Origin of the sequence: Citrobacter sp. RHBSTW-00671 (assembly GCF_014103415.1) — a bacterium.
Classification (GTDB): domain Bacteria; phylum Pseudomonadota; class Gammaproteobacteria; order Enterobacterales; family Enterobacteriaceae; genus Citrobacter.
On sequence record NZ_JABXPR010000001.1, the window covers coordinates 2,253,269 to 2,278,219 of the forward strand.

The following is a 24,951-nucleotide window of genomic DNA, read 5'->3' on the forward strand; positions in this document are numbered from 1 at the left end:
ATGAAAAAGGATCAGGTGCGTTTCTCCCAGCGTTTGCTAAGTGGCATGTTGAGTTTCCTGCTGGCTACCCAACCGCTGCTCCCGGCGATGGCTGCTGCCATCACGCCTGAAGGCAATACGCAGATGGATAAAGCCGCCAATGGTGTTCCGGTGGTGAATATTGCCACGCCGAACCAGTCCGGGATTTCACACAACAAATATAACGACTACAACGTGGGAAAAGAGGGGCTGATCCTCAACAACGCGACCGGGCAATTTACCCAAACCCAGCTCGGCGGCATCGTCCAGAATAACCCGAACCTGCGTCCCGGAAAGGAAGCGTCAGGGATCATCAACGAAGTTACCGGCGCTAACCGTTCGCAGCTACAGGGCTATACCGAAGTCGCGGGGAAAGCCGCCAACGTCATGGTCGCCAACCCCTACGGCATTACCTGTAACGGGTGCGGATTTATCAACACGCCTAACGCCACCCTGACTACCGGTAAACCGGTGCTGGATGCTAACGGTAACCTGCAGTCACTGGATGTGAGCAAAGGCAGCATTACCATTGAAGGCAAAGGGCTGGATGGTAGTCAGAGCGATGCGGTGTCAATTATTGCCCGCGCCACGGAAATTAACGCTGCGCTACACGCCAAAGATTTGACGGTTATCGCTGGGGCGAATCGCGTCGCGACGAATGGCCAGACGAGCCCGCTGAATGGCGAAGGGGAAGCACCGAAAATTGCGGTAGACACCGGCGCATTAGGTGGGATGTACGCTAACCGTATTCATCTGGTCTCCAGCGAGAAAGGGCTGGGAGTCAATCTCGGGAATCTGAATGCCCGCCAGGGTGATATCACCCTCAATGCTAACGGGAAATTAACGATTGGCAACACTCTGGCAAACGGTGGTCTTTCCGCCAGTGGCGAAGGCGTCACGTTGACCGGCAACCATAAGACCGCAAGCGGGATGGCCATCAACAGCACCGGGGCGTTAGCGCTACAAGGTGCAAATCTCTCCAGTGGCGCAGGCGTGCAGTTGGGTAGCGATGGCAAGATGACGATCGAGGGGGGCGGGGTTGCCGCAGCTGGCGAGTTGCAGATTACGGCTAAACAGGATGTCGCCATTGCCGCAACCACTCTGGTTAGCCAAAAAAACACTTCATTGCGTAGTGACGGTTCACTGACAATCACCGACGGTAGCCTGACCAGTAAAGAAAAACTGGATGTCGCGAGTACTAATGGGCTGACGCTGACCCATTCCACGCTGGGGAGTGATGCTGATGTTAGCCTTAACAGTCACGGCAACCTGTCGGCTAAAGGGGGATTGCTCTCTGCAGGTAACGGACTCACGCTGAAGGCGCAGCACATAGCACTGGATAACGCCAGTCGGGCCGATGCGAAAGGAGCATTAAGCCTGGCCGGTAGCGAAATGAACAACCAGGGACAGGTCAATGCGGGAGGCGCATTGTCTCTTTCCGGTGACCACCTCGTGAATGGGGGGCAACTGGCGGCAAACGGCAGTCTTGATGCTTCTGTCAGCAGTCTTAGCAACACAGGTCTGATGCAGGGTAACAGCGTATCGGTCCATAGCGGGTCGCTGGATAATAGGGGCACGCTGGCGAGCGGGAGCCAGCTTTCAGTACAGACAATAACGTTGAATCAACAGGGCACCCTCAGCGCGAAAAACGATGCGGATATCCGGGCGGATGTCACGCTGCGTAATAGTGGAAAGTTGCTCTCTGATGGCTCTCTAACGGTGCAGGCCGCGTCAGTTGAACATTATGGCGTCCTCTCTGGCAACCGGGGGGTGACAGTCAATGCTGAAAACCTCACCGCCGCGAAAGATTCGCTGATCGCCGGACAACAGGGCATACAGTTAAACGCTGCGCAAAACCTGAACCTGAACGGTCAGGTTAATGCCGCTGGTGCGCTTAACGTAGGCGCAAAGCAGCTGAGTACCGGCAAGGACGGTCATCTGCAGAGCGGTCTGGACCTTGCGATTACCGGCAACCGCGTCACACTGGACGGTGTACAGGCGGCAAAAGGTTCGCTGGACGTAACGGCGGACAGGCTCAGTCATGGCGGAAAATCCACCGGCACACACGTTGGTTTCAGCGCGCAGCAGTCAATTGATAACCAGGGTGAACTGCTGGCCGATACCCTGACGCTCAGCGCGGCGACGCTGACTCATAGCGGTAGCGCCAGCGCTGAACGCATCTCGATTATTGCACCTGAACTTCTCACCAGCAGCGGCTCTCTGGTAGCCGACACGTTAACGCTTCGCAGTCAGCATGTTGTGAACAGCGGCCTGATGCAGGGCAACGCGGCATTGGATCTGCAGATTGATACGTTAGATAACCTTAGCGGCGGTTCGCTCTATGCCCGGCGTTCTCTGGCGCTGGATATACCGTATCTGACCAACCATGGGCTGATTACCACCGACGGTTCATTGCACCTCAACGGTCGCCAGTTGGTTAATGGTGGAGAAATTAATGGCGTTAATCTGCAAAGTGAATATGCGACGGTAAAAAACGAAACCGCGGGGCGCCTGCTGGCGGACACGTCATTATCTGTTAACGGACAGCAGACAGATAACCTCGGACTCATGGCCGCCGATACGCTCGTGCTGAACAGTCAGGACGTGAATAACGACGGCAATGTGCTGTCGGTGGGTGAATTAAGCCTGAAGAATCAGACCCTGCACAACACCGGTTTGCTGCAGGGCGGCACGCTGAATCTGGAAGCAAATACGTGGCAAAACAGCGGTAATGCGTTAGGTGAAGCGGGGGTAACGGCGACAGTACACGACGCGTTCACTAACCAGGGCAAGGTACTCAGTCAACAAGGTATGACCGTGCATGCCGCCAGTGCGAATAACAGCGGAATGCTGGCGGCGAAGGTGCTGGCATTACACGGCGATCTCAGCAATAGCGGGATCCTGCAGGGGAATCAGACGCTTGCCTGGGATGGCAATCGCTTCACTAACCTTGCGGGTGGGCAGGTAACCAGCGGCGAAGCGTTGCATCTTAGCGGAAAGCGTATCGACAACGATGGCCAACTGGAGGCCCGTACGGCGGCGATTACGCTGGACATCCTGCGGAACGGCGGCAGCATTCAGGCTCAGAATAGCCTGAATATCGCTGCCAGCGAGCGACTGGACAATCAGGGAGCGCTGCGCAGTCTGAATCTGTTCGAACTGGCTGCAGCGCAGTTGTTTAACGACAAAACGATTGCAGCAAAATCCCTTAGCATTTCCGCGCCGGAGCTTATGAATAATGGCACTGTGCAGGGTAATTCAGCGCTACAGCTCACCACCCGCAATCTGTTTAATGGTCAGCAGGGACAACTGGTTAGCGGCGCGGGGCTGGATTTAGGCCTCGACACGCTGGAAAACCACGGTTTGTTGCTGACGAATACCGACTTCACACTGCGCGGCAGCACATTAATTAACGCCGGTGATATTCAGGCCGATTCCCTGGACCTGACGCTGGCAAACTCGGTTGAAAACCAGGGGAGCCTGGTGGCGAAACAGGGGGCGTCGATAAATACCGCCTCTCTGGATAATCGCGGTACGCTGGCGGCAAAAAATGTCACTTTGGATGGCAAATCCATCCGTAACAGCGGGCTGGTACAGGGGAATGACAGTACCTCGGTTTCTGCGAATACCTTCACCACGGATGCCACAGGTAAATGGCTGGCCGGTAATGCGCTACTGGTGCATACCGGTGCGATGGAAAACGCTGGTGTACTGCAGGGCGATGTCCTGACATTCACTGCCAGCTCGCTGAATAACAGCGGCGTGCTTAACGGTTTACATGGCCTGGAAGGCAAGCTATCCGGGCGACTTAGCAACCCCGGACACATTCAAAGTGGCGGCGCACTGACGCTGACGGCTGATGATATCAACAGCGCCGGGCGTATTGCCGGTGACAGGCTGACACTTGCAGCCTCGACGTTAAACAATACAGGTCTGTGGCAGGGGACAAACGGACTGGCCCTGTCTGGTGATGTACTCACGACGGGCATAACGTCCCGTACGCTGAGCGGCGGCGCGTTGACCTTTGATGCCAGCAGTATAACGACGCAAGGAACGCTGCAGGGGCAGCAACTTACGCTGACCGCTGATGACTGGCTGCACAAAGGCTCGCTGATAAGCCTGGATAATCTGACGGCGACTGTAAACAACGGCCTTACCACGTCAGGCGACATGATGAGTCATGGCGGAATGTCACTGACCGCGCAGCAGCTTGATAACAGCGGAAAGCTGCTCAGCGAAAGCGACGTAACGCTCGACGGCGCACAGCTTGATAACAGCGGCACAGTACAGGGAAAGGCCCTGACCCTGCAGCAAAACCGGATCCACAACCAGGGCACGCTGACCGGCTTGCAAAGCCTGACGCTGGAAGCTCGTCAGCGTCTGATGGCGCGCATGGCGATGGCTTCACCGCAACAGGAATTGATTAACGCAGCAGGTGGTTCACTACTGACGCAGGGTACGCTGAAACTCACTTCTGGCGATGTGACGAATAATGGCACATGGCAGGGGCAGTCGATTCTGCTCAATGCGCAAGCGCTGACAAACAATGGGGCAATACACAGCGCCGACGCCCTGCAGCTTACGCTCGCGAATAACCTGACTTCCACAGCGGGCAGCAAAATTACCGCGCTGGGTAACGCGACGCTACAGGCGCTTTCTCTGACTAACTCCGGGCAATGGACGGCGAAAAATCTTACGCTGAAGGGGACAACCCTCGATAACAGCGTGGCAATTAGCGGCGTAAATGCGCTCACGCTTGCCATGAACGGCGCGGTCAGGCAGCAGAAAGCGGGCAGTATGCTGAGCGGCGGCGCGTTGGATCTGACTGCGGCGTCAGTCACCAACGAGGGCAAAATTCAGGGTGCGACGCTGGGCATGACGTCCGGCACATTGACCAACAGCGGACGCCTACAAGGGGATAATGGCGCAACACTGTCGCTGAGCGGCGATTTGATAAACCAGGCTTCCGGGGAGATTGTCAGCCGTCAGGGGCTGACGCTTTCTACGCCAGTGCTGTCCAACTACGGTTTAATGCAGGGCGGTGGAGAGACCCATCTTAACGCCACAACTCGCGCGCTCAATGACGGCAAACTGCTTTCCGGCGCGGGAATGACGCTGATCACGCCGCAGTATTCCGGCGCAGGCTGGTTACAGGCGACAAACCTCATTCTGAATGCGGCAACGGCCACCAATGGCGGGAACTGGCTGGCCGACAGCGCCACGCTTACCGGTAACAATTTTACCAACCAGGGAACGACACAGGCCGGTCAACTGGCAGTGAAATACACGCAGGTGACGAATAACGGTACGCTGTTGGGCAACTCGCAACTGAGTGTTAATGCCAGTCAGGTTAATCAGAATGCGGCAGGCAAACTGTTCAGCGGTGGTGATCTGACCGTTGAAAGCCACGGGCTGGATGCGTTGGGGCAGGCGGTTGCGCTGGGTAATCTGACGCTGAAACTGGTGAATGGCTTTACTGCGCAAAGCGCGTTTGCCGCGGGTAAAACGCTGAGCATGACCAGCGAAGGTGCTATCGACAACCGTAGCGTGCTTCAGGGGCAGTCGCTCAGCCTGACGGCGGGCGGGCAGCTCAGCAATAACGGGCAAATCACAACGGGCAACGGTGCGAGCCACCTCAGCGGCAGCAACGTGGCGCTCAATGCCGCCGGAACGTTACAGGGCGGTGGCGATATTACGCTGACCAGTCGCGGTAATATTTCAGTCGATGGTTTCACCGGCACGCGTGGTTCTCTGACGCTCAATGCGCCTGGCGCTATCGTTAATACGGCGCTGTTGTACGCGGCAAATAATCTGGCGCTTTATGCCAACACCATTACCAACCAGCGCGGCGATATCCTCGCAGGCAACAATCTGTGGATGCAGCGAGATGCGGCGGGAAATGCCAACAGCGAAGTGGTCAACACCTCCGGCAATATCGAAACCCAGAACGGTGATATCACCATCAAAACCGGGCATCTGCTGAACCAGCGGGATGGGTTGACTTTCAGTCAGAGAAAGCAGGAATTTTCTAATGCATTACCTTCGGGACCATTTTTATTTCCAATCACGATTGGTGATGGTAAGAAAAAGCCGGATGTTGCGCTTAGTCTGCAGGAATGGCTGAAATCACCTGAAAATATTATCTGGAGCTATTGGGGAGAACGTTGTGCCGGAAATAGTCAGATCTGCCACGATAGATATAAGTATCTTTTAGTTGGGAATGATATTCGTCGTTTTATATTAAGTGAATCAATAGTTGAAGCGAATGCTACGGGGGATGCCGCACGTATTGCCTCAGGTAGGGATATTGTTATCAACGCTACAATAATGGATAACCGTGCAAGCCATATTCTTTCGGACAGAGAGGCATTACTGAGAGGAGATTCGTTGAATAATCTTTCTGCCGAAGCCGGGCATGAAATCGTTTATCAAGAGGCTGAATACCGGTGTGAGTGGTTCTCTGATAATTGCAATTTAACCCCTGAGAGACTTAAGGGCTATCCCAGATACGGTAAATGGTATCAGTCCACTGATACTTACGGAGAACTGGTTATACCCAATAAAGATGGCTTCGAATACATAGGGGTTCCGTATGTTTTAGGGGAAATTAAAAAGGAGTTTACAGCTGATAGTGAGTCATACCGCTCAGTGATTAGTGCGGGTGGGAATATTACAGCGACTTTCACTAATGACATTAGTAATACCAGCATCACGGCAAACAGTGGCGTTGGCACCACTATTTCTGTGCCAACCCTCAACACCCTCAGCAACCAAACCCTCAGTAATGGGGTGCAAAAGCAGGCGCTGGCAGGCAATGACACGGTGAGCGTCAGTTCCCTACCGTGGAACGATCGACTGCATGACGCATTGCAGCAGATTAACGGCGGCGGCACGCTGGAAAGCGGTGGCGTATCAGCCGCTACGCTCAGCTCTGTTTCTACCACGCAGAAAGGTGATGCCAGCCTCGGCCAACTGAATGGCCTGATTAACCCAGGCGAGAAGGGCGTGAATACCGCCGGGCAAAATCAGGGCAAAACGGTGGATACCAGCGCGTATCCGTTGCCTTCCGGAAAGAACGGTTATTTCGTCGTCTCCGACGATCCGAAAAGCCCGTACCTGATCAACGTCAACCCGAAACTGAATGGCCTTGCTCAACTCGATCCCAGCCTGTTTGGTGATTTGAATGCCATGCTGGGTATCAAACCGGGCGAAGCGCCGCGTGAAACTAACGTTGCGTATACCGATCAAAACCAGTTTCTGGGATCGGCCTATATGCTCGATCGTCTCAAACTGAACCCGGAATATGACTACCGTTTCCTCGGTGATGCGGCGTTCGATACCCGCTATGTCAGTAACGCTATGCTGAATAAGACGGGAAGTCGTTACATCAACGGTATAGGTTCTGATCTTGACCAGATGCGTTATCTGATGGACAGCGCTGCCAGTACCCAGCAGTCGCTGGGGCTGAAATTTGGGGTGGCCCTGACGGCCGATCAGATAGCGTCCCTTGAGCACAGCATGCTGTGGTGGGAAGCCGCGACCGTCAACGGTGAGACGGTCATGATACCGAAGCTGTATCTCTCGCCGAAAGATATCACGGTGAACAACGGTAGCGTCATTGCCGGGAATAATGTTCAGCTTACCAGTGGGAATATCACCAACGCTGGCAGTACGCTGCTGGCGAGAAACGATCTCACTCTCGACAGTCAGAACAGCATCAGCAACCTTAACAATAGTCTGATGCAGGCCGGGGGCAACCTTGCGCTGAATGCGATTGGCGATATCAATAACGTCAGCTCCGCCATCAGCGGAAAAACGGTGACGCTGGAAAGCCTGGGCGGCAATATCAATAACCTGACGCTGGCGGAACAGATTGATGTGAGTGCCAGGGACAAATACCGCAATGTGAGCTTTAAAGATACGTTGCTGGGTTCTGTGGCGTCCATTACCGCGCAGGACGGATTGTCGCTCTCGGCAGGCAAGGATATCACCGTTACTGGCGCGAATCTCTCTGCGGGTGGCTCATTGCTGATGGATGCGTGGAGAGATATTGCGGTAAATGCCAACCAGATTAACGATGCCCGGAGCCATTCCGGACGCAGGGTCACTGAGACCGGTCGTTCGTCGGTGGACTGGCAGGGGAGCACCATCAGTGCGGGCGGTAACCTCGGCATCAATGCCGGGAATAACCTCAACGTCACCGCCAGCAATGTTAACACGGGGGGGAATACTCAGCTTACAGCGGGTAACGATCTCAATCTGAATGCGGCCACCACTCAGCAGAATAGCCGTAACGGCGGCAGTGAATCGCACAGCACCGGGCTTTCCCGTACCACCGTCTCAGCGGGTGACAATCTGGTGTTGAAAGCGGGTCAGGATATTAATTCCCACGCGGCCGGGCTGGCAGCGGAAAATGATGTGGGTCTGCTGGCCGGGCGTGATGTCAACCTGCTGGCTGAAGCAACAACCGACGGCGACAGCTATCGTGCGAAGAAGAAAACCGTGGTCAATGACGCCGTACGCCAGCAGGGGACGGAAATTGCCAGCGGTGGCGACTCGGTCATAATCGCCGGGCGCGATGTGAGTGCGCAGGCAGCGGATGTTACGGCGCAGGGCGATATCGGCGTCACGGCAGGCCGGGATGTGAATCTCACGACCGCCACAGAGAGCGATTATCACTACCAGGAAACCACGAAAACCAAAAAAGGATTCCTCAGTAAAAAGACTACCCATACGATTGAAGAAGACAGTGCTACGCGGGAAAAAGGTGCGTTGCTGAGCGGGGACAATGTGACTGTCGCCGCCGGGAATAACATCCTGGTACAGGGCTCAGCCGTTGCCGGTGACGGCAATGTGGCGCTGGGGGCCGGCAACAATGTGGATATCGTTGCGGCCACCAATACGGATACCTCATGGCGCTTTAAAGAGACGAAAAAGAGCGGGCTGATGGGGTCGGGCGGGATCGGCTTCACCATCGGTAGCAGTAAAACGACGCACGATCTGCGCGAAAAAGGCACCACTCAAAGCGAGAGCTTCAGTACGGTCGGTTCTACGGGGGGCAACGTCAGTATCACCGCAGGCCAGCAGGCACATATCGGCGGCGCGGATATCATCGCCCAGAAAGATATTGCTGTTCGCGGCGATAGTGTACTTATTGAACCGGGACACGACAAACGCACCCGTGATGAGAAGTTTGAGCAGAAAACCAGCGGACTGACGGTGGCGTTGTCAGGGGCTGTGGGCAGTGCGGTGAACAGCGCGGTTTCAGCAGCGCAGGATGCGAAAGATGAGAGTGACGATCGTCTTGCGGCTCTGAAGGCAACGAAAGCGGCGCTTTCCGGCGTGCAGGCTGCGCAGGGGGTTGCAGTTGCTCAGGCCGGCGGCGATCCGAATAACGGTATAGGCGTCAGCATTTCTCTGACTTCCCAGAAATCAAAGTCTGAGCAGCATGCCCGGAGTGATACTGTGGCAGGCAGCACCCTGAATGCAGGCAACAATCTGGCTATTACGGCGACGGGTAAAGGTCAGAGCGGGAACAGCGGCGATATTCTGATCGGCGGCAGCCAGATAAAGGCGGGTGGGGACACCGCGCTTGCAGCAGCGAATGATATCGTACTGAGCGGTGCGGCAAACACTCAACAGACAACCGGGAAAAATAGCAGCAGCGGCGGCGGTGTAGGGGTCAGCATTGGCGGAGGAACCAATGGCTATGGTATCAGCGTCTTCGCCAACGTGAATGCGGCAAAAGGACATGAGAAGGGTAACGGCACGGCGTGGACGGAGACCACGCTGGACAGCGGTGGCATAGTATCGATGACCAGTGGTCGTGATGCCCTTCTGAATGGCGCGCAGGTCAGCGGCGATAAAGTGGTCGCGGATATTGGTCGAGACCTGTGGATGAGCAGCCAGCAGGACAGCAACGACTACAAATCGAAGCAGAACAGCGTAGCGGCAGGCGGCAGTTTTACCTTCGGTAGCATGACCGGTTCGGGCTATATCAGCGCCAGCCAGGACAAGATGAAAAGCACTTATGACTCGGTTCAGGAGCAGACAGGGCTTTTTGCGGGCGATGGCGGATTTGATGTGGCGGTGGGACGTCACACGCAACTGGACGGTGCGGTAATCGCTTCGACGGCAACGGGGGACAAAAACAGCCTGGATACCGGAACGCTGGGGTTCAGGGACATTCATAACGAAGCGGACTTTAAGGTCAGTCATTCAGGCGTTAGCCTGAGCGGCGGCGGTTCTTTTGGCGGCGACACGTTCAAAGGCAATATGCCGGGTGGAATGATTTCAGCGGGTGGCAACAGCGGGCATGCGGAAGGAACTACGCAGGCGGCGGTAGCGGAAGGAACAATTACGGTTCGTGATACAGCGAACCAGCAGCAGGATGTATCCGGTCTGAGCCGTGATACGGAACATGCAAACGACAGCATCAGCCCGATTTTTGACAAAGAGAAAGAGCAGAAGCGGCTGCAGACGGTAAGTCTCATCAGTGATATTGGCGGTCAGGCAGCGGATATTGCCAGAACACAGGGAGAGATAAATGCGCTGAAAGAGGCGCGCAGGGACAATCCGAATCTGCCTGCGGATAAGCTGAAAGATACGCCGAAGTATAAGGAAGAACTGGCGAAGTATGGCACGGGCAGCGATATTCAGCGGGGGATTCAGGCGGCAACGGCGGCGCTTCAGGGGCTGGCTGGCGGTGATATGGGGGCCGCGCTGGCGGGGGCGTCAGCACCGGAGCTAGCGCATCTGCTTAAATCGACAGAGGGCAATACTGCGGTAAATGTTATTGCTCACGCGATACTGGGCGGCGCAGTGGCGGCGATGCAGGGAAACAGCGCGGCAGCGGGCGCAGCGGGTGCGGCAACGGGTGAACTTGCGGCCCGGGCGATTGCAGGTATGCTGTATCCTGATGTGACTGACCTGTCGCAACTGAGTGAGGATCAGAAGCAGACCATCAGCACGCTGGCAACGATATCAGCAGGGATGGCCGGTGGTCTGTCGGGTGACAGTACGGCGTCGGCGGCTGCCGGGGCGCAGGCCGGGAAAAATGCGGTTGAGAATAACCTGCTGGGTGGTGGAACAGAGGACGGGCAGGTAAAAGCGGCGCAGGAGCATGCGAAAAATATCATGTCCTGCAGCACTGCCCCCGGTAGTGCCTCTTGTCAAAAAGGGCTGGCGATGCAGGATGCGCTGATGGTAGCTCTGCCAGCCGGGCTTGGTGGCGGTTTACTGGCTGCAGCTACCCCTGAACTGGCCGCAGCAGCACAGGCGGTGCTGGCAGGGTGTCAATCGGCAGCGATACTTTGCCTGAATCAGGCGGGGATCCTGACTGCTGAAGTTGCAACGCCAGGCGGCGTGGGTGCAGCGGGGATCCTTACCGTCGGTAAGAATGCAGCAGAGATTGCAGCAGCAAAAGCTGAGGTTACAACGGTGAGTTCTGCGAAGCCAGGCTGGTTGCAGAATGTTCAGGCCGGAAATAAGTTTAACGCAGAACAGTCTAAAAATTATCCGTATAATGAACTGTATGTAAACAAACCCAACGGAAACGGCTATTATCGTGTGGATTCATATAACCCGGCAACAGGTGAGATAGTGTCTCGTAAGTTCACACAATTTGCTGATATTACAGAGGCTACGGCGACCAGTTACATCCGGGAAGCTGTGAATAAATATCCTGCCGGTGCTACAATCGCAAATGTTCCTTCCAGTGGTAAGTTGGCTGGAAGCCAGATGGAAGGGAGTAACATCTTGGAGGTGCCACTTCAGATGAAACCAATTCCACAATCAGTTCTTAATGCGGCTAAGCAAGCTGATGTCATAATCCGAGATACTAACGGGAAGGTTTACAAATAATGGATAAGGTTTTTTATTGTAAGAAATGGTCCGCTGGTTATAAAGAACCAATGAATCCGCTAAGCGAGAATGAAGCCAAAAAAAAACATTCTCACGGGATGCCATATACTGCACTTATCGGTTCTGATGTAAAACCATCACATGTTATTCAGGTCACAAAAAATGCTGGTTGGATTAGTGTCGGTTTTTTAGATGAAGAATTAAGAGAATATCTTCTTTATAGTTTTAAAGTTCTGGATGATGAGCGACTTTTTCTTTCAATGGCAGTTCACCGAGAGTTCGCCGAGATCGAAGGTGAAGGTGCTGGATTTATGAATGTTTCTAATGGTACGACTTATCTTTTTAAAGAAGATGGTAGTGCCGTGGTAAGGGAAGAACATTTTAATCCCTATAAACTGGGAGAGAGTCAAACAACGGTCGATGTGACGGGGAATTATGATCAGTTTCCCGAATTTGGAAAATATGACTCTTTGATTAGAAAAGAACGATAAAACTATTCAGCCACTTACAGATGCTTCTGAGGCGTGTGTCGTGGCATCACGTCATCATAATGATACGGTTGTGGAGTAGCAGACTAAGTGTAACGGCCGGGCGGTAGCGTCTGTGGAGCCAAAAACGCTTAACAGCGCAAAAAGTTGCCGTTCCAGAAATACAGCAGGGAAAACCGGTTATAATTCACGAAAAGGAAAGGGAAAAACTGTTATCGTCGCAGGGATGTGCACCGGAAAGAGTTGTTGTTGAGAATAATGCGCTGGGAGATAAGGATAAGAAACTTCCGATACTGGATATCCGTCCTGGCAGGCTGAAACCTGGAGTTGTGGATGCTGATGGAGACATTCAAGGGAATGGAATGTCAAAAGTTTCAATTCCTAAAGCCCCCCCCAAAACTACAGCCTTTTACAAACCCGCCTCAGGGACCTGTTATCCCTCAGGGTTGGGTTAGCCAGGTAGAACACCAGTAAGTACAATTTATTATCCACCAAATACTGACCCGGGCAGTCCAGGAAGCTCATATATTAGGCTGTGTCCCTTATTGCATAACTTCTTGTAAAAGAGCCGGATACAGCCCAATTTCACCATCGGCAGATAATTTCTCGCCGTTTTGTCGTAACGTGTGGCAATACGTCGGTATTCTTTTAACCGCCCAAAACACCGCACCACTACGTTGCGGTGGCGGTAAGTGTCACTGGCGAACCGTGAGCGCCCGTCCGAAGCCATTTTTTCATTAGATTTTCGCGGGATCTTCACTGATACCAATCAGGGTGCAAGACCATCCAACTTAGCAGATGTGAATAAGCCAACACTCATTGATGGAAGAATCCAGGCTAAAATAGATAAGCAAGGCAAGCCTCTTCCTAATGGAAATATGGCTACAGCTCATGCTGAAGTGGGCGTCATCCAACAAGCTTTTGAAAAGGGTATGTCTCAAGGGCGTGAGATGACAATGAGTGTATCTAAAGAGCCTGTATGTGGTTATTGTCGCGGTGATATAGCAGCTATGGCCGATAAAGCGGGGCTAAAATCTTTAACAATCTATGAAGAGACTACTGGGTCTGTCCTCTATTGGCAGCCGGGAATGAAATCTCTCAAGGCTAGGGATTAAAATGAATTTTAAAATGAGTTGGACGCTAAATGGAACTGGCGGAAATAAGCAGATTTCAAACTGGGATGATATATTAAATCAGTTGAAACAACTTCAGGGAAAAAAGGTTCCATAACTCTTGATACCCTAACCAGGGTGGATAGTGGAGCTGAAATGCTTCAGGTAAGAACAGAAAATAATTTTTACCTAATAACATTAGGTGAGATCTTCGAAGATGAATATCAGATAAGAAGTTACTGGGATCGCTCTAAACTTGATGCCGAAATGATGATACTTGGTGATTGTTGGCCTGAACGTCAGCTTACAAAAGACTTTGATATTGTTATCAGTGTTTTTAAGGAATTTTTTAATACTGGCAACGTATCAATGGAGCTTTTGAGCTAACACATAGATCCCGAGCATACGTCAGGATTTTTGATTTCACAGCTATAAGTTCTTTAACAGCGCTGGGAAAAGTGGATAACGGGGAGCAAAACCGCGTATCTGGCTGGCGGTGATATGGGGGCCGCGCTGGCGGGGGCGTCGGCACCACAGCTAGCGCATCTGCTTAAATCGACAGAGGGTAATAGTGCGGTAAATGTTATTGCTCACGCGATACTGGGCGGCGCAGTGGCGGCGATGCAGGGAAACAGCGCGGCAGCGGGCGCAGCGGGTGCGGCAACGGGTGAACTTGCGGCCCGGGCGATTGCAGGTAAGCTGTATCCTGATGTGACTGACCTGTCGCAACTGAGTGAGGATCAGAAGCAGACCATCAGCACGCTGGCAACGATATCAGCAGGGATGGACGGTACAGGTTTTGGCTATAATATTGGTGCTTCAATTACTAATAAGTTTGAATCACAGTATATAAAAAATCAGCCAGGAATGGATGCCAGTAAGTATTCACTGAAATATTCGGAAAAGTCTATCGGATACGGTATATATCAGGGCAGTCAAATGAGCCCATACCCTGGTATACTGGGTGGTTTTGGTGGTTCTGTAATCTCAGAATGGACTGGCAATGTGACGCAAAAAGAAGCTAATGGAGAGAGTAAATGAAACATCCTCTATTAGAACTTATTAAGTTGGTGTTTATACTGGCAGTTACGTTCTCTATTGGAATGGTTGCTAGTACCTGGCTGATCAGTAAAGGAGAGGTTCCCTTTTCGGAATATATCTTAGCTGGAAAAATTGGTGCAATTGTTGGTGTATGGGGAGGGGCAGGAGTTTGGCTACTGCTCTATTTACAAGTACTAAAATATAATCGTAAGTAGTTGTTGTTGAGAATAATTTCCTTTGTGCAACATCTTCAGACAAACTTGATAAGGCCGTTGAGAAAATTAAGAACGGTGATAAGTCATTAGCAACTGCTAATGACTTATCAAGCTGGAGAATGCCGATAAACGTAGCGATGCACTGGTCCCTAAATTCACCAAAGATCCTTCACAGATGCACCGGGGTTTTCCCCCGATAATTCCCCATTGCTTCCCCGTACAGAAAACAGGCATAAAAAAACCAACCACAAGGGTTGGTTTTTTTGGGAATTTTTGGTCGGCACGAGAGGATTTGAACCTCCGACCCCTGACACCCCATGACAGTGCGCTACCAGGCTGCGCTACGTGCCGACACTTATGGCTGCTAATACTACTGCTTTCCACCACGAATGCAAGAGGATGGACTGCTAACTGATTTATAATTAATCAGTTAGCGATGAATCGTTTCTCATCCGTCAGCACTTGCAGCAGCAAACTCAGCTGCGGTTTCTGATCTTTAATTTTCTCGCCGCGTAAATCATAGGTCTGGTAATTACCGTTGTTATTAAGCACCAGCGTCATCTCTGGTGTGGTAATGGCCATTGTGCTGCTGTCAGCTGCTGTGACCCAGTAATGGCGGCGTGTTGCATTAAACAAATCCTGACCCTGTGAGTACTCGCTTGCTGGGGTACTGACGTGGAGCAGGCGCTGCATCAGTGTTGTCATCAGGTCAGTATGATCGGTCAGGCTATTAATACGCTGCGCAGGTGTTCCCGGCCAGTGAATAACCAGAGGCACCTGTAGATGGCCACGCGACCAGGCGAAGTTATTCTCTTCCTGCGTCAGCGGCACGCCGCGGCCTGCGGTAATAATGACCACCGTATTGTTCAGCTTCCCGGAATCACGCAGTGCGCTGAGTATACGGTTGATGTTGGCATCCACATCTTGCGCCGCGCTGGCGTAGCGTTTGGCAAAATTCTTCTGGTTGCTGTCATCAAGGTTCGTTCCGTTAAAGGAAACCCATGAGAACCAGCGGTTATCATCTTGCGCATAGCGGCCCAGCCAGTTAATCCACTGGCTTGCAGTTTGTTGATCAGATTGCGTTTGCACGTTTGGCATCGAGAAGTCTGACAGCAATGCCTGGCGATACAGTGGGCTAGTGAAGCCATCAGAGGAGAACAATCCCAACTGATAACCTTGTTGATTCAGCGCAGAGATTAGCGCGGCAGGTGTTCGGGTCGACAAAATGCCGTCCATGTAGCTTGGCGAGACGCCATAAAACAGGCCAAAAATCCCGTTGTCGGCAGTATTTCCCGAACTCATGTGGCGCGTAAAGGAGATATTCTGTCCGGCAAATTCAGCCAGAGCAGGCATTTGCTGTTCAAAGCGCGAGTAATTCAGACCGTCAACGGTGATCAGCAGGACATTCTGACCCGTACCCATATCGCGGTAACGCAGCTCACTGAGCGGATACTGGACGGAGACGGCTTCCGGATTACCCTGTTCAATCAGGCGGCGCTGATACTCTTGCGCATCCAACAGACCGTGTTTTTCCAGAAACTTACGTGCGGTCATAGGATAGGAAAGTGGCAGGTTTGCACGCTGCATGGTAATCGGGCGATAGAAGTTGGCATCAGCCCAGATGTACACCACATGTGAGGCGATAAATGAAACGAAAAAGAATGCTGCTAACGGTTTGGCAAAATGGCGGCGACGCGTCAGGCTGCGCAGTTTCTGCCAGCTCCAGGTCGCAAACAGCATTTCGATTAGCAGAATGATTGGCACGCTGATAAACATCAGCTGCCAGTCGCGAGCCGCTTCATTCTGGTCAGGGTTAATGACCAGCTCCCAGACGATGGGGTTGAGGTGCAGGTGGAAGCGGGTGAACACTTCGCTGTCGATCAACAACAGCGTCATGCCTGCTGTCGCCAGAATGGCTGATAAGAAGCGCATCAGCCTCTGGGACATGACGATAAACGTCAGAGGAAACAGGATTAGCAGATAGGTGGCAAACACCAGAAAGCTAAAATGCCCGACAACGCTCAGGTAAGAATAAACACGCCCTGCAAGCGTTGTCGGCCAGTCGGCGACAAACAGGTAACGGCTACCGAGTACCATGGCCAACAACATGTTGAACAGGGCAAACCAGTGCCCCCAGCTAACCATCTGGGAGACTTTCTCACGGTAGCGCTGATGATGAGTTACCATAAACTGTTGTTCGTTTCCCCGGAGCAGGCTCTTAATGCGCTTGGTCGTCGTTTACCGAAGACTGCAATGCGCGGGCAAAAGAGTTCGCAATCGCCTGGCGCTGGGCCGGTGCGATGCTTGTATTGATAAGGTTAGTCACCATATTTCCCAAAACCATCAGGGAAAGATCGGTTGGTGCCTTATGTTTTTCCAGTACGTTGAGCATCTCATTCAGTAATTGTTCAACGTGTTCGTCACTATAGCGGGAAATTTGTGGCATAAATCGAAATCAGTCTGTTCATGAAAGGGCAACATATTACCGTAGAGACAGTTTTTTTTCTGCTTTTTTATCTTCTATTGCGTCACTGCCCGGCAGGTGGTTGAATACCGCCCGGTCTAAAAGGAGAGTTTATCATGAGTCTGGATATCAACCAGATTGCCCTGCACCAGCTTATCAAACGTGACGAGCAGAATCTTGAGCTGGTCTTGCGCGATTCATTACTGGAACCGACAGCGACGGTTGTCGAGATGATGGCTGAGTTGCACCGGGTGTATAGCGCCAAGAATAAAGCCTATGGCCTCTTTAGCGAAGAGAGCGAGCTGGCGCAAACGCTGCGCTTACAGCGCCAGGGTGAAGAGGATTTTCTGGCTTTTAGTCGTGCAGCGACGGGACGTCTGCGCGACGAACTGGCGAAATATCCTTTTGCCGACGGTGGTATCGTACTGTTCTGCCATTATCGCTATCTGGCGGTAGAGTATCTTCTGGTCGCGGTGCTGAATAATTTAAGCAGCATGCGCGTCAATGAAAATCTGGATATCAACCCGACACACTATCTGGATATCAATCATGCGGACATCGTCGCGCGTATTGATTTAACCGAGTGGGAAACCAACCCGGAGTCCACGCGATACCTGACGTTCCTGAAAGGGCGGGTCGGGCGTAAAGTTGCCGATTTCTTTATGGATTTCCTCGGCGCCAGCGAAGGTCTGAATGCCAAAGCGCAAAACCGTGGCCTGCTGCAGGCCGTGGACGACTTTACCGCTGAGGCGCAGCTCGATAAAGCTGAGCGTCAGAACGTGCGCCAGCAGGTCTACAGCTACTGTAACGAGCAGCTGCAGGCAGGCGAAGAGATCGAACTGGAGTCGCTGTCCAAAGAGCTTTCCGGCGTCAGTGAAGTCAGCTTTAGTGAATTTACCGCGGATAAAGGGTATGAGCTGGAAGAGAGCTTCCCGGCAGATCGCAGTACGCTGCGTCAGTTAACGAAATTTGCCGGAAGCGGCGGTGGATTGACGATTAACTTCGATGCCATGCTATTGGGCGAGCGTATTTTCTGGGACCCGGCGACAGACACCTTGACCATCAAAGGTACGCCGCCGAATCTGCGCGATCAGCTCCAGCGTCGCACATCAGGCGGAAAGTAATCTCGTTGATGCCGGATGGCGGCTTAATCGCCTTATCCGGCCTTTGGTTTTGTCGCCATCGATAAACAACGCCCATAAAAAAACCCCGCCGAGGCGGGGTTTTTCTTCAACTTGTTGGCGATTACGCGCGAACGAAGTCGATGTGGGACAGCTTCGGCTTGAACGGGTGACGCTGTACAGCCTGAGCTTTAACTTTAACTTCTTTACCGTCAACAACGAGGGTCAGAACTTCGCTGTAAAATTCAGCTTTAGCTTGCATGTTCATAACTGCATCGTGATCCAGTTCGATAGCAACCGGGGCTTCTGCGCCACCGTAGATGATTGCCGGGAACTTGTTAGCGGCACGCAGGCGGCGGCTCGCACCCTTACCCTGCTCTTTACGTACTTCAGCGTTGATAGTAAACATTTAAATCTCTCTTTAATAATTCCTGCTACAGGCGACCCAGCAACAGGTAAGTGATCTGCTTTGCGTATGCAAAAGCGGGCGAGATTCTATACTCAAACGGCTGGCACATCAATCAAAAGTACGATTAACCGCGTAATTCATGTGCCCGCCGGAAACGACCTTCATAGTCGAAGACCTTTTCACGTACCTGCCAGTACTGGCCTTTCATGCGCGCCACCACAAAATCAGGATGTCGCAGCAGGGCCTGTTGGGCGAGGATATCGGCGGCGGTTATCCAGCGTAAGGGCACGCCGGGGGTACGGGTATGTGGGCGAATAAACAGCTGCTCAAAGGCCGTTCGCTGCGCGGGCGTGTGTAAGCGAAAACGCTCGCTGACGTCGGCGCCATCTTCATCGTAATAGGTGATTTTCAACCATTCGCCTTTTTCATCCTCGCCGTTCTGTAACACCATGCCGCTACAGCGCAGAACCAGCGCATCTTTGAGCCTGAGCGCGGCTTTCAGCATATCATCCGGATCGACCAGTACCGTATCGCACTCGCGACAGCGGCGAGCGGCAATATCATTTTCCGCATTACACTGCGGACAGTTTTTAAAACGAAAGCGGAAATCGCACTGCTCGCGATGACCGTCATCATCTTCAAACCATCCCTGGCAGCGACGGCCAAAGTGTTCGATCAGCGTGCCATCAGCGGTTGTTTTCCCCCAGAACGTGTTAGCAAATCCGCAGGCAGGGCAGAATACCTGTACCGGAACGTTGTCGCTTTTCCCTTTCGGTGCACCCACTTCCGGGGCGTACAGATCGTGCGGGTTGCCGGCGTAATCGAGGATCAGACAATCGGTTTTACCCGGGGCCAGACGCAGCCCGCGACCGACAATTTGTTGGTAAAGGCTAACTGACTCCGTCGGGCGCAGAATGGCGATAAGGTCGACGTGCGGAGCGTCGAAGCCGGTGGTCAGGACCGACACATTCACCAGATAGCGAAAGCGCTGGGCTTTGAACTCTTCAATCAGCACATCGCGCTCAGCGCCTGGCGTATCTCCGGTGATTAGCGCAGCGTCGTCAGCAGGCAGCAGGCCGACAATCTCTTTGGCGTGCTCAACGGTAGCGGCAAATATCATGACGCCTTTACGCGTCTGGGCAAATTCGACAATCTGGCTGATGATATGCGGTGTTATTCGCTGCTGCTTTTTTAGCTCCTGATTCAGATCCGCTTCGCTAAACAGGCCATTACTCTGCGCCTGCAGGCGGCTAAAGTCATACTGCACGACCGGCATATCGAGGCGTTCTGGCGGCGTCAGGTAGCCGTGTTTAATCATGTAGCGCAGCGGTAATTCATAAATGCAGTCGCGAAACAGCACTTTTTCATCGCCGCGCACCATACCATGATAATGAAAATGATAAATCCAGCCTTTGCCCAGGCGAAAAGGCGTGGCGGTGAGCCCGAGCAGGCGTAGATGAGGATTTACGTTGGTCAGGTGCGTCAGGATCTGTTGATACTGACTCTCTTCATCATCACCAATGCGATGGCATTCATCGACGATGAGCAGGGAGAATTCGCCCTGGAAGGCGTCCAGATTACGTGCCACCGACTGAACGCTGCCAAAAACCACTTTCCCGTGGCTCTCTTTGCGCTTTAACCCGGCGGCAAAGATATCGGCTTCCAACCCCAGAGCGCAGTACTTGGCATGATTCTGCGCAACCAGCTCTTTGACATGTGCCAGCACCAATACGCGCCCACGAGCAACCCGCGCCAGTTCAGCAATCACCAGGCTTTTGCCCGCGCCTGTGGGGAGGACGATAACTGCCGGCGTGCGGTGATGGCGAAAATGGTTGAGCGTGGCATCCACGGCTTCTTTTTGGTAAGGACGAAGAGTAAAAATCATGGGCTCACAATATGTAACAGTCTCGCGTATAGTATGCCACGAATCTTTTTCCCTTGAGGGAAGTTGTTAGCTCGTTATACTGAGCGGAAAACGGCTCCACTTTTCGGGCATAACGCCCGATTTCCGTATTGTTACAGGCAAAATCACACTCATGCGACTTGATAAATTTATCGCTCAGCAACTCGGCGTCAGCCGCGCTATTGCCGGGCGTGAGATCCGTGGTAACCGTGTTACCGTCGACGGCGAAATCGTCAGAAATAGCGCCTTTAAGCTGCTGCCAGAACATGACGTTGAATATGACGGCAATTCTCTGGTTCAACAGGCGGGTCCACGCTATTTTATGCTGAATAAGCCTCAGGGCTATGTTTGCTCCACGGATGACCCGGATCACCCGACAGTTCTCTATTTTCTCGATGAACCTGTCGCGCACAAACTGCATGCGGCAGGACGTCTGGATATCGACACCACCGGGCTGGTGTTAATGACCGACGACGGTCAGTGGTCGCATCGCATTACCTCTCCGCGTCACCATTGTGAGAAGACTTATCGGGTGACGCTGGAATCACCGGTGGCAGACGATACCGCTGAGCAGTTTGCCCGCGGTGTGCAATTGCATAACGAGAAAGATCTGACGAAGCCGGCTGTGCTGGAAGTGATTACGCCGACTCAGGTACGTTTGACCATCAGTGAAGGGCGCTATCATCAGGTTAAACGCATGTTTGCCGCTGTCGGGAATCACGTTGTGGAACTGCATCGTGAACGCATCGGTGCCATCAAGCTTGATGAGGATCTGGAGCCCGGTGAATACCGTCCATTGACTGAAGAAGAAATCGCCAGCGTTAACTTAACCCCGCGTTAATATCAGGAGCTAAATGTGACCACCCGGCAGAACTCTTCAATTGCCATTGTTTTTATCCTTGGCTTGTTGGCCATGTTGATGCCGTTGTCGATCGATATGTATCTTCCGGCGCTGCCGGTGATCTCTGCTCAATTTGGCGTGCCGGCAGGCAGCGCGCAAATGACCCTCAGTACCTATATTCTGGGGTTCGCGGTGGGGCAGTTGATCTATGGGCCGATGGCCGACAGCATCGGGCGTAAACCGGTGATACTGGGAGGGACCCTGGTGTTTGCGGCGGCGGCAGTCGCCTGTGCGTTGGCGCAAACTATCGATCAGTTGATCACTATGCGTTTCTTCCACGGTCTGGCGGCCGCGGCGGCAAGCGTGGTCATCAATGCCCTGATGCGCGACATCTATCCGAAGGAAGAATTCTCGCGCATGATGTCATTTGTCATGCTGGTGACGACGATTGCACCACTGATGGCACCTATTGTGGGCGGTTGGGTGCTGGTATGGCTGAGCTGGCACTATATCTTCTGGATCCTCGCTGTGGCGGCGATTCTGGCCTCGGTGATGATCTTTACGCTGATCAAAGAGACCTTGCCCGTTGAGCGTCGTCAGCCGTTTCGCTTGCGTACTACTCTGGGCAACTTTGCCTCGCTGTTTCGCCACAAGCGCGTCCTGAGTTACATGTTGGCCAGTGGGTTTAGCTTTGCAGGGATGTTTTCTTTCCTGAGCGCAGGTCCCTTTGTCTACATTGAAATCAACCATGTTTCACCGCAGCACTTCGGTTATTACTTTGCACTGAACATCGTTTTCCTGTTTGTGATGACGATTATTAATAGTCGTTTTGTTCGTCGGGTTGGCGCACTAAATATGTTCCGTACCGGGCTGTGGATCCAGTTTGTGATGGCGGGCTGGATGGTATTCAGCGCGCTGTTCGGCGTTGGATTTTGGGCACTGGTTGTCGGTGTTGCGGCGTTTGTAGGTTGCGTGTCGATGGTGTCATCAAATGCGATGGCGGTTATTCTGGATGAGTTTCCACACATGGCCGGTACGGCCTCATCGTTGGCGGGGACGTTTCGTTTTGGTATCGGCGCGATTGTTGGCGCGCTCTTGTCACTGGCGACCTTTAACTCAGCCTGGCCAATGATTTGGTCGATTGCGTTTTGCGCCACCAGCTCAATTCTCTTCTATCTCTACGCCAGTCGCAGCAAAAAACGGTGATCTATTACACAACCTGGGGGCCATAAGGCCTCCGGAGTTGATGTATATCAACCTCAAATCCATCATTTCCCCCAGTAATGTTTATTTTATGTAAAATCAATTTATGTAAAAAGTCACATCATTGTAGTTAAAAAGGTTGAGTTAGATCGCAGAAACGCGTACATATAGCGCGGAAACATGCCGTACCCATTGAATAAATTTAAATACGGGGTTCGGAAAGCGGCTTAAAGACAGGGTGTAAACGTTTACCAACTGTCTAAAGACGTATTGTCAATGGTGTGTTAATATTGATGTAAAATAATTGTGAAGTAACTGTACTTCCAGGGAAAGAAAGTGATGACATTACAACTCTCAATCGTTCATCGTCTGCCGCAGTGCTATCGTTGGTCGGTGGGTTTCGCAGGCTCAAAAGTTGAACCGATTCCGCAAAACGGCCAAAGTACAGAAAATAGCCTGGTAGCGCTAAAATTACTCAGTCCGGATGGCGACAGTGCGTGGTCGGTCATGCATAAACTCAGTCAGGCGCTTAGTGATATTGAAGTTCCTTGTTCCGTACTGGAATGTGAAGGGGAACCGTGCCTGTTTGTGAATCGCCAGGACGAATTTGCCGCGACCTGCAGACTGAAAAACTTCGGCGTGGCTATCGCAGAACCTTTTTCAAACAACAATCCATTTTGAGCGTCAGCTTAGCGCGAGCAGCTGACGCGTATAGGCCTGTTGTGGCGCGTTAAATACGTGCTCGCATTGCCCCTGTTCCACGACTTCTCCCTGCCGCAACACAATAACCTGATGGCATAACGCACGTACGACATGCAAATCATGGCTGATAAAGATATAGGCCAGACGATGCTTTTCCTGTAACGACTTTAACAGCGTGAGGATTTGCGCCTGCACGGTTCTGTCGAGCGAGGATGTCGGCTCATCCAGAATGATCAGCGAGGGTTTGAGAATCAATGCCCTGGCAATGGCTATGCGCTGGCGTTGACCACCGGAAAACTCTGCAGGATAACGATGGCGGGTTTCGCTATCGAGTCCGACTTCAGCCATCACTGCTTTTACCTGCGCTTCACGCTGTTCAGCGGAAAGCGTTGGCTGGTGAACGCGTAATCCCTCTTCAATAATTTGTAATACGCTCAAACGCGGATTCAATGAAGAGTTAGGGTCCTGAAAAACAACCTGAATGCGGTGACGTACTGGCAACAGTTGGCGACGATTTAAGGTATGCAGCGCCAGACCATCGAACACGATACTGCCCTGCGATGTGATTAATCGCAGCAGCGCCAGACCGGTGGTACTTTTCCCGGACCCTGATTCGCCCACCAGCCCCAATGTTTCACCGGGCCTGAGGGCAAAGCTAACGTTGTTAACCACCACGTTATGATCCACCACGCGCTTGAGGATACCCTTGCGTACAGGGAAGGCGACGCTCAGCCCATTCACTTCCAGTAATGGCGGTTGTCCGGCGGGTAAAGGGACGGGATCGCCGGAGGGTTCGCTATTTAACAGTTTCTGTGTGTAGGAATGGGTTGGCGCGGCAAGCAGTGGCTCGGCACGATTTTGTTCAACGCATTGACCGTTCTGCATGACGGCAATGGAATCGGCCAGCTTTCTCACGATGCTGAGGTTATGGGTGATGAACAGCAATCCCATGTTCAGCTCACGCTGCAATTCTCGCAGCAGTTGCAGAATTTGCGCCTGCACAGAGACATCCAGCGCGGTTGTGGGTTCGTCGGCAATGAGCAGCTCCGGGCGGGTTAACAGCGCCATAGCAATCATTACGCGCTGGCGCTCGCCGCCGGAAAGCTGGTGCGGATAATCTGTAAGGCGTTTCGCTGCATGGCGAATGCCTACCCGATCCAGACAGGTCAGAATTTCTGCCCGTGCGGCTTCCCGACGCATTCCCCTATGCAAAGACAGGACTTCATAGAGCTGTTTTTCAAGGTTATGCAATGGGTTTAACGACACCATGGGTTCCTGGAAAATCATGGCAATTTTATTTCCCCGTACACCGCGCAGCGTCTGCTCGTTAGCGTGAAGTAATGATTCACCGTGAAAGCGGATATCACCGGAGAGGTACACCGCAGGCGGCGTGGGCAACAGACGCAACACCGAAAGCGCGGTGACGCTCTTACCTGAACCAGATTCACCCACCAGCGCCAGCGTTTGCCCGGCATCAACGCGCAAAGAGAGAGCATTGACTACAGTGCGTACGGTAGCTTGTTGACGAAAACCGACGGATAAATTCTCAATGGCTAACAGAGGTTGTGTCAT

14 protein-coding genes, 1 tRNA gene and 3 pseudogenes are annotated in these 24,951 nt (G+C 52.7%); 11 read left to right on the plus strand and 7 right to left on the minus strand.

Annotated elements, in window-relative coordinates; translation table 11 throughout:
- Positions 1-11,880, plus strand: coding sequence for a hemagglutinin repeat-containing protein (locus HV261_RS10645; protein WP_326929176.1), 11,880 nt, complete (start codon positions 1-3; stop codon positions 11,878-11,880).
- Positions 11,880-12,371 (plus strand): lytic transglycosylase, encoded by a 492-nt coding sequence (locus tag HV261_RS10650; RefSeq protein WP_202038244.1) that lies wholly within the window; start codon positions 11,880-11,882, stop codon positions 12,369-12,371. The genes HV261_RS10645 and HV261_RS10650 overlap by 1 nt, the downstream gene beginning before the upstream one ends.
- 541 nt (positions 12,372-12,912) lie before the next feature.
- Here HV261_RS10650 and HV261_RS10655 read toward each other — a convergent pair.
- Positions 12,913-13,134: pseudogene (locus HV261_RS10655) on the minus strand (IS5/IS1182 family transposase); the annotation flags it as partial.
- A 34-nt stretch (positions 13,135-13,168) separates the two neighbouring features.
- On the opposite strand from HV261_RS10655, the gene HV261_RS10660 reads away from it, so the two are divergent.
- The 5 genes and pseudogenes from HV261_RS10660 to HV261_RS27950 form a co-directional block, all read left to right on the plus strand.
- Entirely contained in the window at positions 13,169-13,483 is a 315-nt protein-coding gene (locus HV261_RS10660) for a cytidine deaminase-like fold-containing protein (RefSeq protein ID WP_202038245.1), read from the plus strand.
- Between the two features lie 135 nt (positions 13,484-13,618).
- On the plus strand, positions 13,619-13,867 hold the full coding sequence (locus HV261_RS27655; protein ID WP_442781034.1) for a DUF6911 family protein: 249 nt from the start codon (positions 13,619-13,621) through the stop codon (positions 13,865-13,867).
- A 99-nt stretch (positions 13,868-13,966) separates the two neighbouring features.
- Positions 13,967-14,272 (plus strand): annotated as a pseudogene (locus HV261_RS27945) (VENN motif pre-toxin domain-containing protein); the annotation flags it as partial.
- A 245-nt stretch (positions 14,273-14,517) separates the two neighbouring features.
- On the plus strand, positions 14,518-14,736 hold the full coding sequence (locus HV261_RS10680; protein ID WP_137384099.1) for a hypothetical protein: 219 nt from the start codon (positions 14,518-14,520) through the stop codon (positions 14,734-14,736).
- A 5-nt stretch (positions 14,737-14,741) separates the two neighbouring features.
- Positions 14,742-14,914 (plus strand): annotated as a pseudogene (locus HV261_RS27950) (VENN motif pre-toxin domain-containing protein); the annotation flags it as partial.
- Between the two features lie 96 nt (positions 14,915-15,010).
- On the opposite strand, the gene HV261_RS10685 reads toward HV261_RS27950, so the two are convergent.
- The 3 genes from HV261_RS10685 to HV261_RS10695 form a co-directional block, all read right to left on the minus strand.
- Positions 15,011-15,087: transfer RNA gene (locus HV261_RS10685), tRNA-Pro, on the minus strand.
- A 75-nt stretch (positions 15,088-15,162) separates the two neighbouring features.
- Positions 15,163-16,923, minus strand: a complete 1,761-nt coding sequence (gene yejM / locus HV261_RS10690; protein WP_137384098.1) for an LPS biosynthesis-modulating metalloenzyme YejM — start codon at positions 16,921-16,923, stop codon at positions 15,163-15,165.
- A gap of 31 nt (positions 16,924-16,954) precedes the next feature.
- Positions 16,955-17,182: a YejL family protein gene (locus HV261_RS10695; protein WP_003027506.1), complete on the minus strand. Its 228-nt coding sequence runs from the start codon at positions 17,180-17,182 to the stop codon at positions 16,955-16,957.
- A 134-nt stretch (positions 17,183-17,316) separates the two neighbouring features.
- Here HV261_RS10695 and yejK point away from each other — a divergent pair, with 134 nt between their 5' ends.
- A complete protein-coding gene (gene yejK / locus HV261_RS10700; RefSeq protein ID WP_005129293.1) occupies positions 17,317-18,324 on the plus strand; it encodes a nucleoid-associated protein YejK in 1,008 nt (335 codons plus the stop codon).
- A 121-nt stretch (positions 18,325-18,445) separates the two neighbouring features.
- Here the strand turns inward: yejK and rplY are convergent, their stop codons facing one another.
- Together rplY and radD are read right to left on the minus strand one after the other, a co-directional pair.
- Positions 18,446-18,730, minus strand: a complete 285-nt coding sequence (rplY, locus tag HV261_RS10705) for a 50S ribosomal protein L25 (protein WP_137384097.1) — start codon at positions 18,728-18,730, stop codon at positions 18,446-18,448.
- A 124-nt stretch (positions 18,731-18,854) separates the two neighbouring features.
- Complete coding sequence (radD, locus tag HV261_RS10710) at positions 18,855-20,615, minus strand: DNA repair helicase RadD (protein ID WP_202038246.1); 1,761 nt, start codon at positions 20,613-20,615, stop codon at positions 18,855-18,857.
- Between the two features lie 151 nt (positions 20,616-20,766).
- Between radD and rsuA the strand changes: the two genes are divergently transcribed.
- The 3 genes from rsuA to HV261_RS10725 all read left to right on the plus strand — a co-directional run bounded on the left by rsuA (position 20,767) and on the right by HV261_RS10725 (position 23,358).
- On the plus strand, positions 20,767-21,474 hold the full coding sequence (rsuA, locus tag HV261_RS10715; RefSeq protein WP_202038247.1) for a 16S rRNA pseudouridine(516) synthase RsuA: 708 nt from the start codon (positions 20,767-20,769) through the stop codon (positions 21,472-21,474).
- A 15-nt stretch (positions 21,475-21,489) separates the two neighbouring features.
- Positions 21,490-22,680, plus strand: coding sequence for a Bcr/CflA family multidrug efflux MFS transporter (locus tag HV261_RS10720; protein WP_137384094.1), 1,191 nt, complete (start codon positions 21,490-21,492; stop codon positions 22,678-22,680).
- 333 nt (positions 22,681-23,013) lie between these two features.
- Entirely contained in the window at positions 23,014-23,358 is a 345-nt protein-coding gene (locus HV261_RS10725; protein ID WP_137384093.1) for a YejG family protein, read from the plus strand.
- A 3-nt stretch (positions 23,359-23,361) separates the two neighbouring features.
- Here HV261_RS10725 and yejF read toward each other — a convergent pair whose 3' ends face one another.
- Complete coding sequence (gene yejF / locus HV261_RS10730) at positions 23,362-24,951, minus strand: microcin C ABC transporter ATP-binding protein YejF (protein ID WP_202038248.1); 1,590 nt, start codon at positions 24,949-24,951, stop codon at positions 23,362-23,364.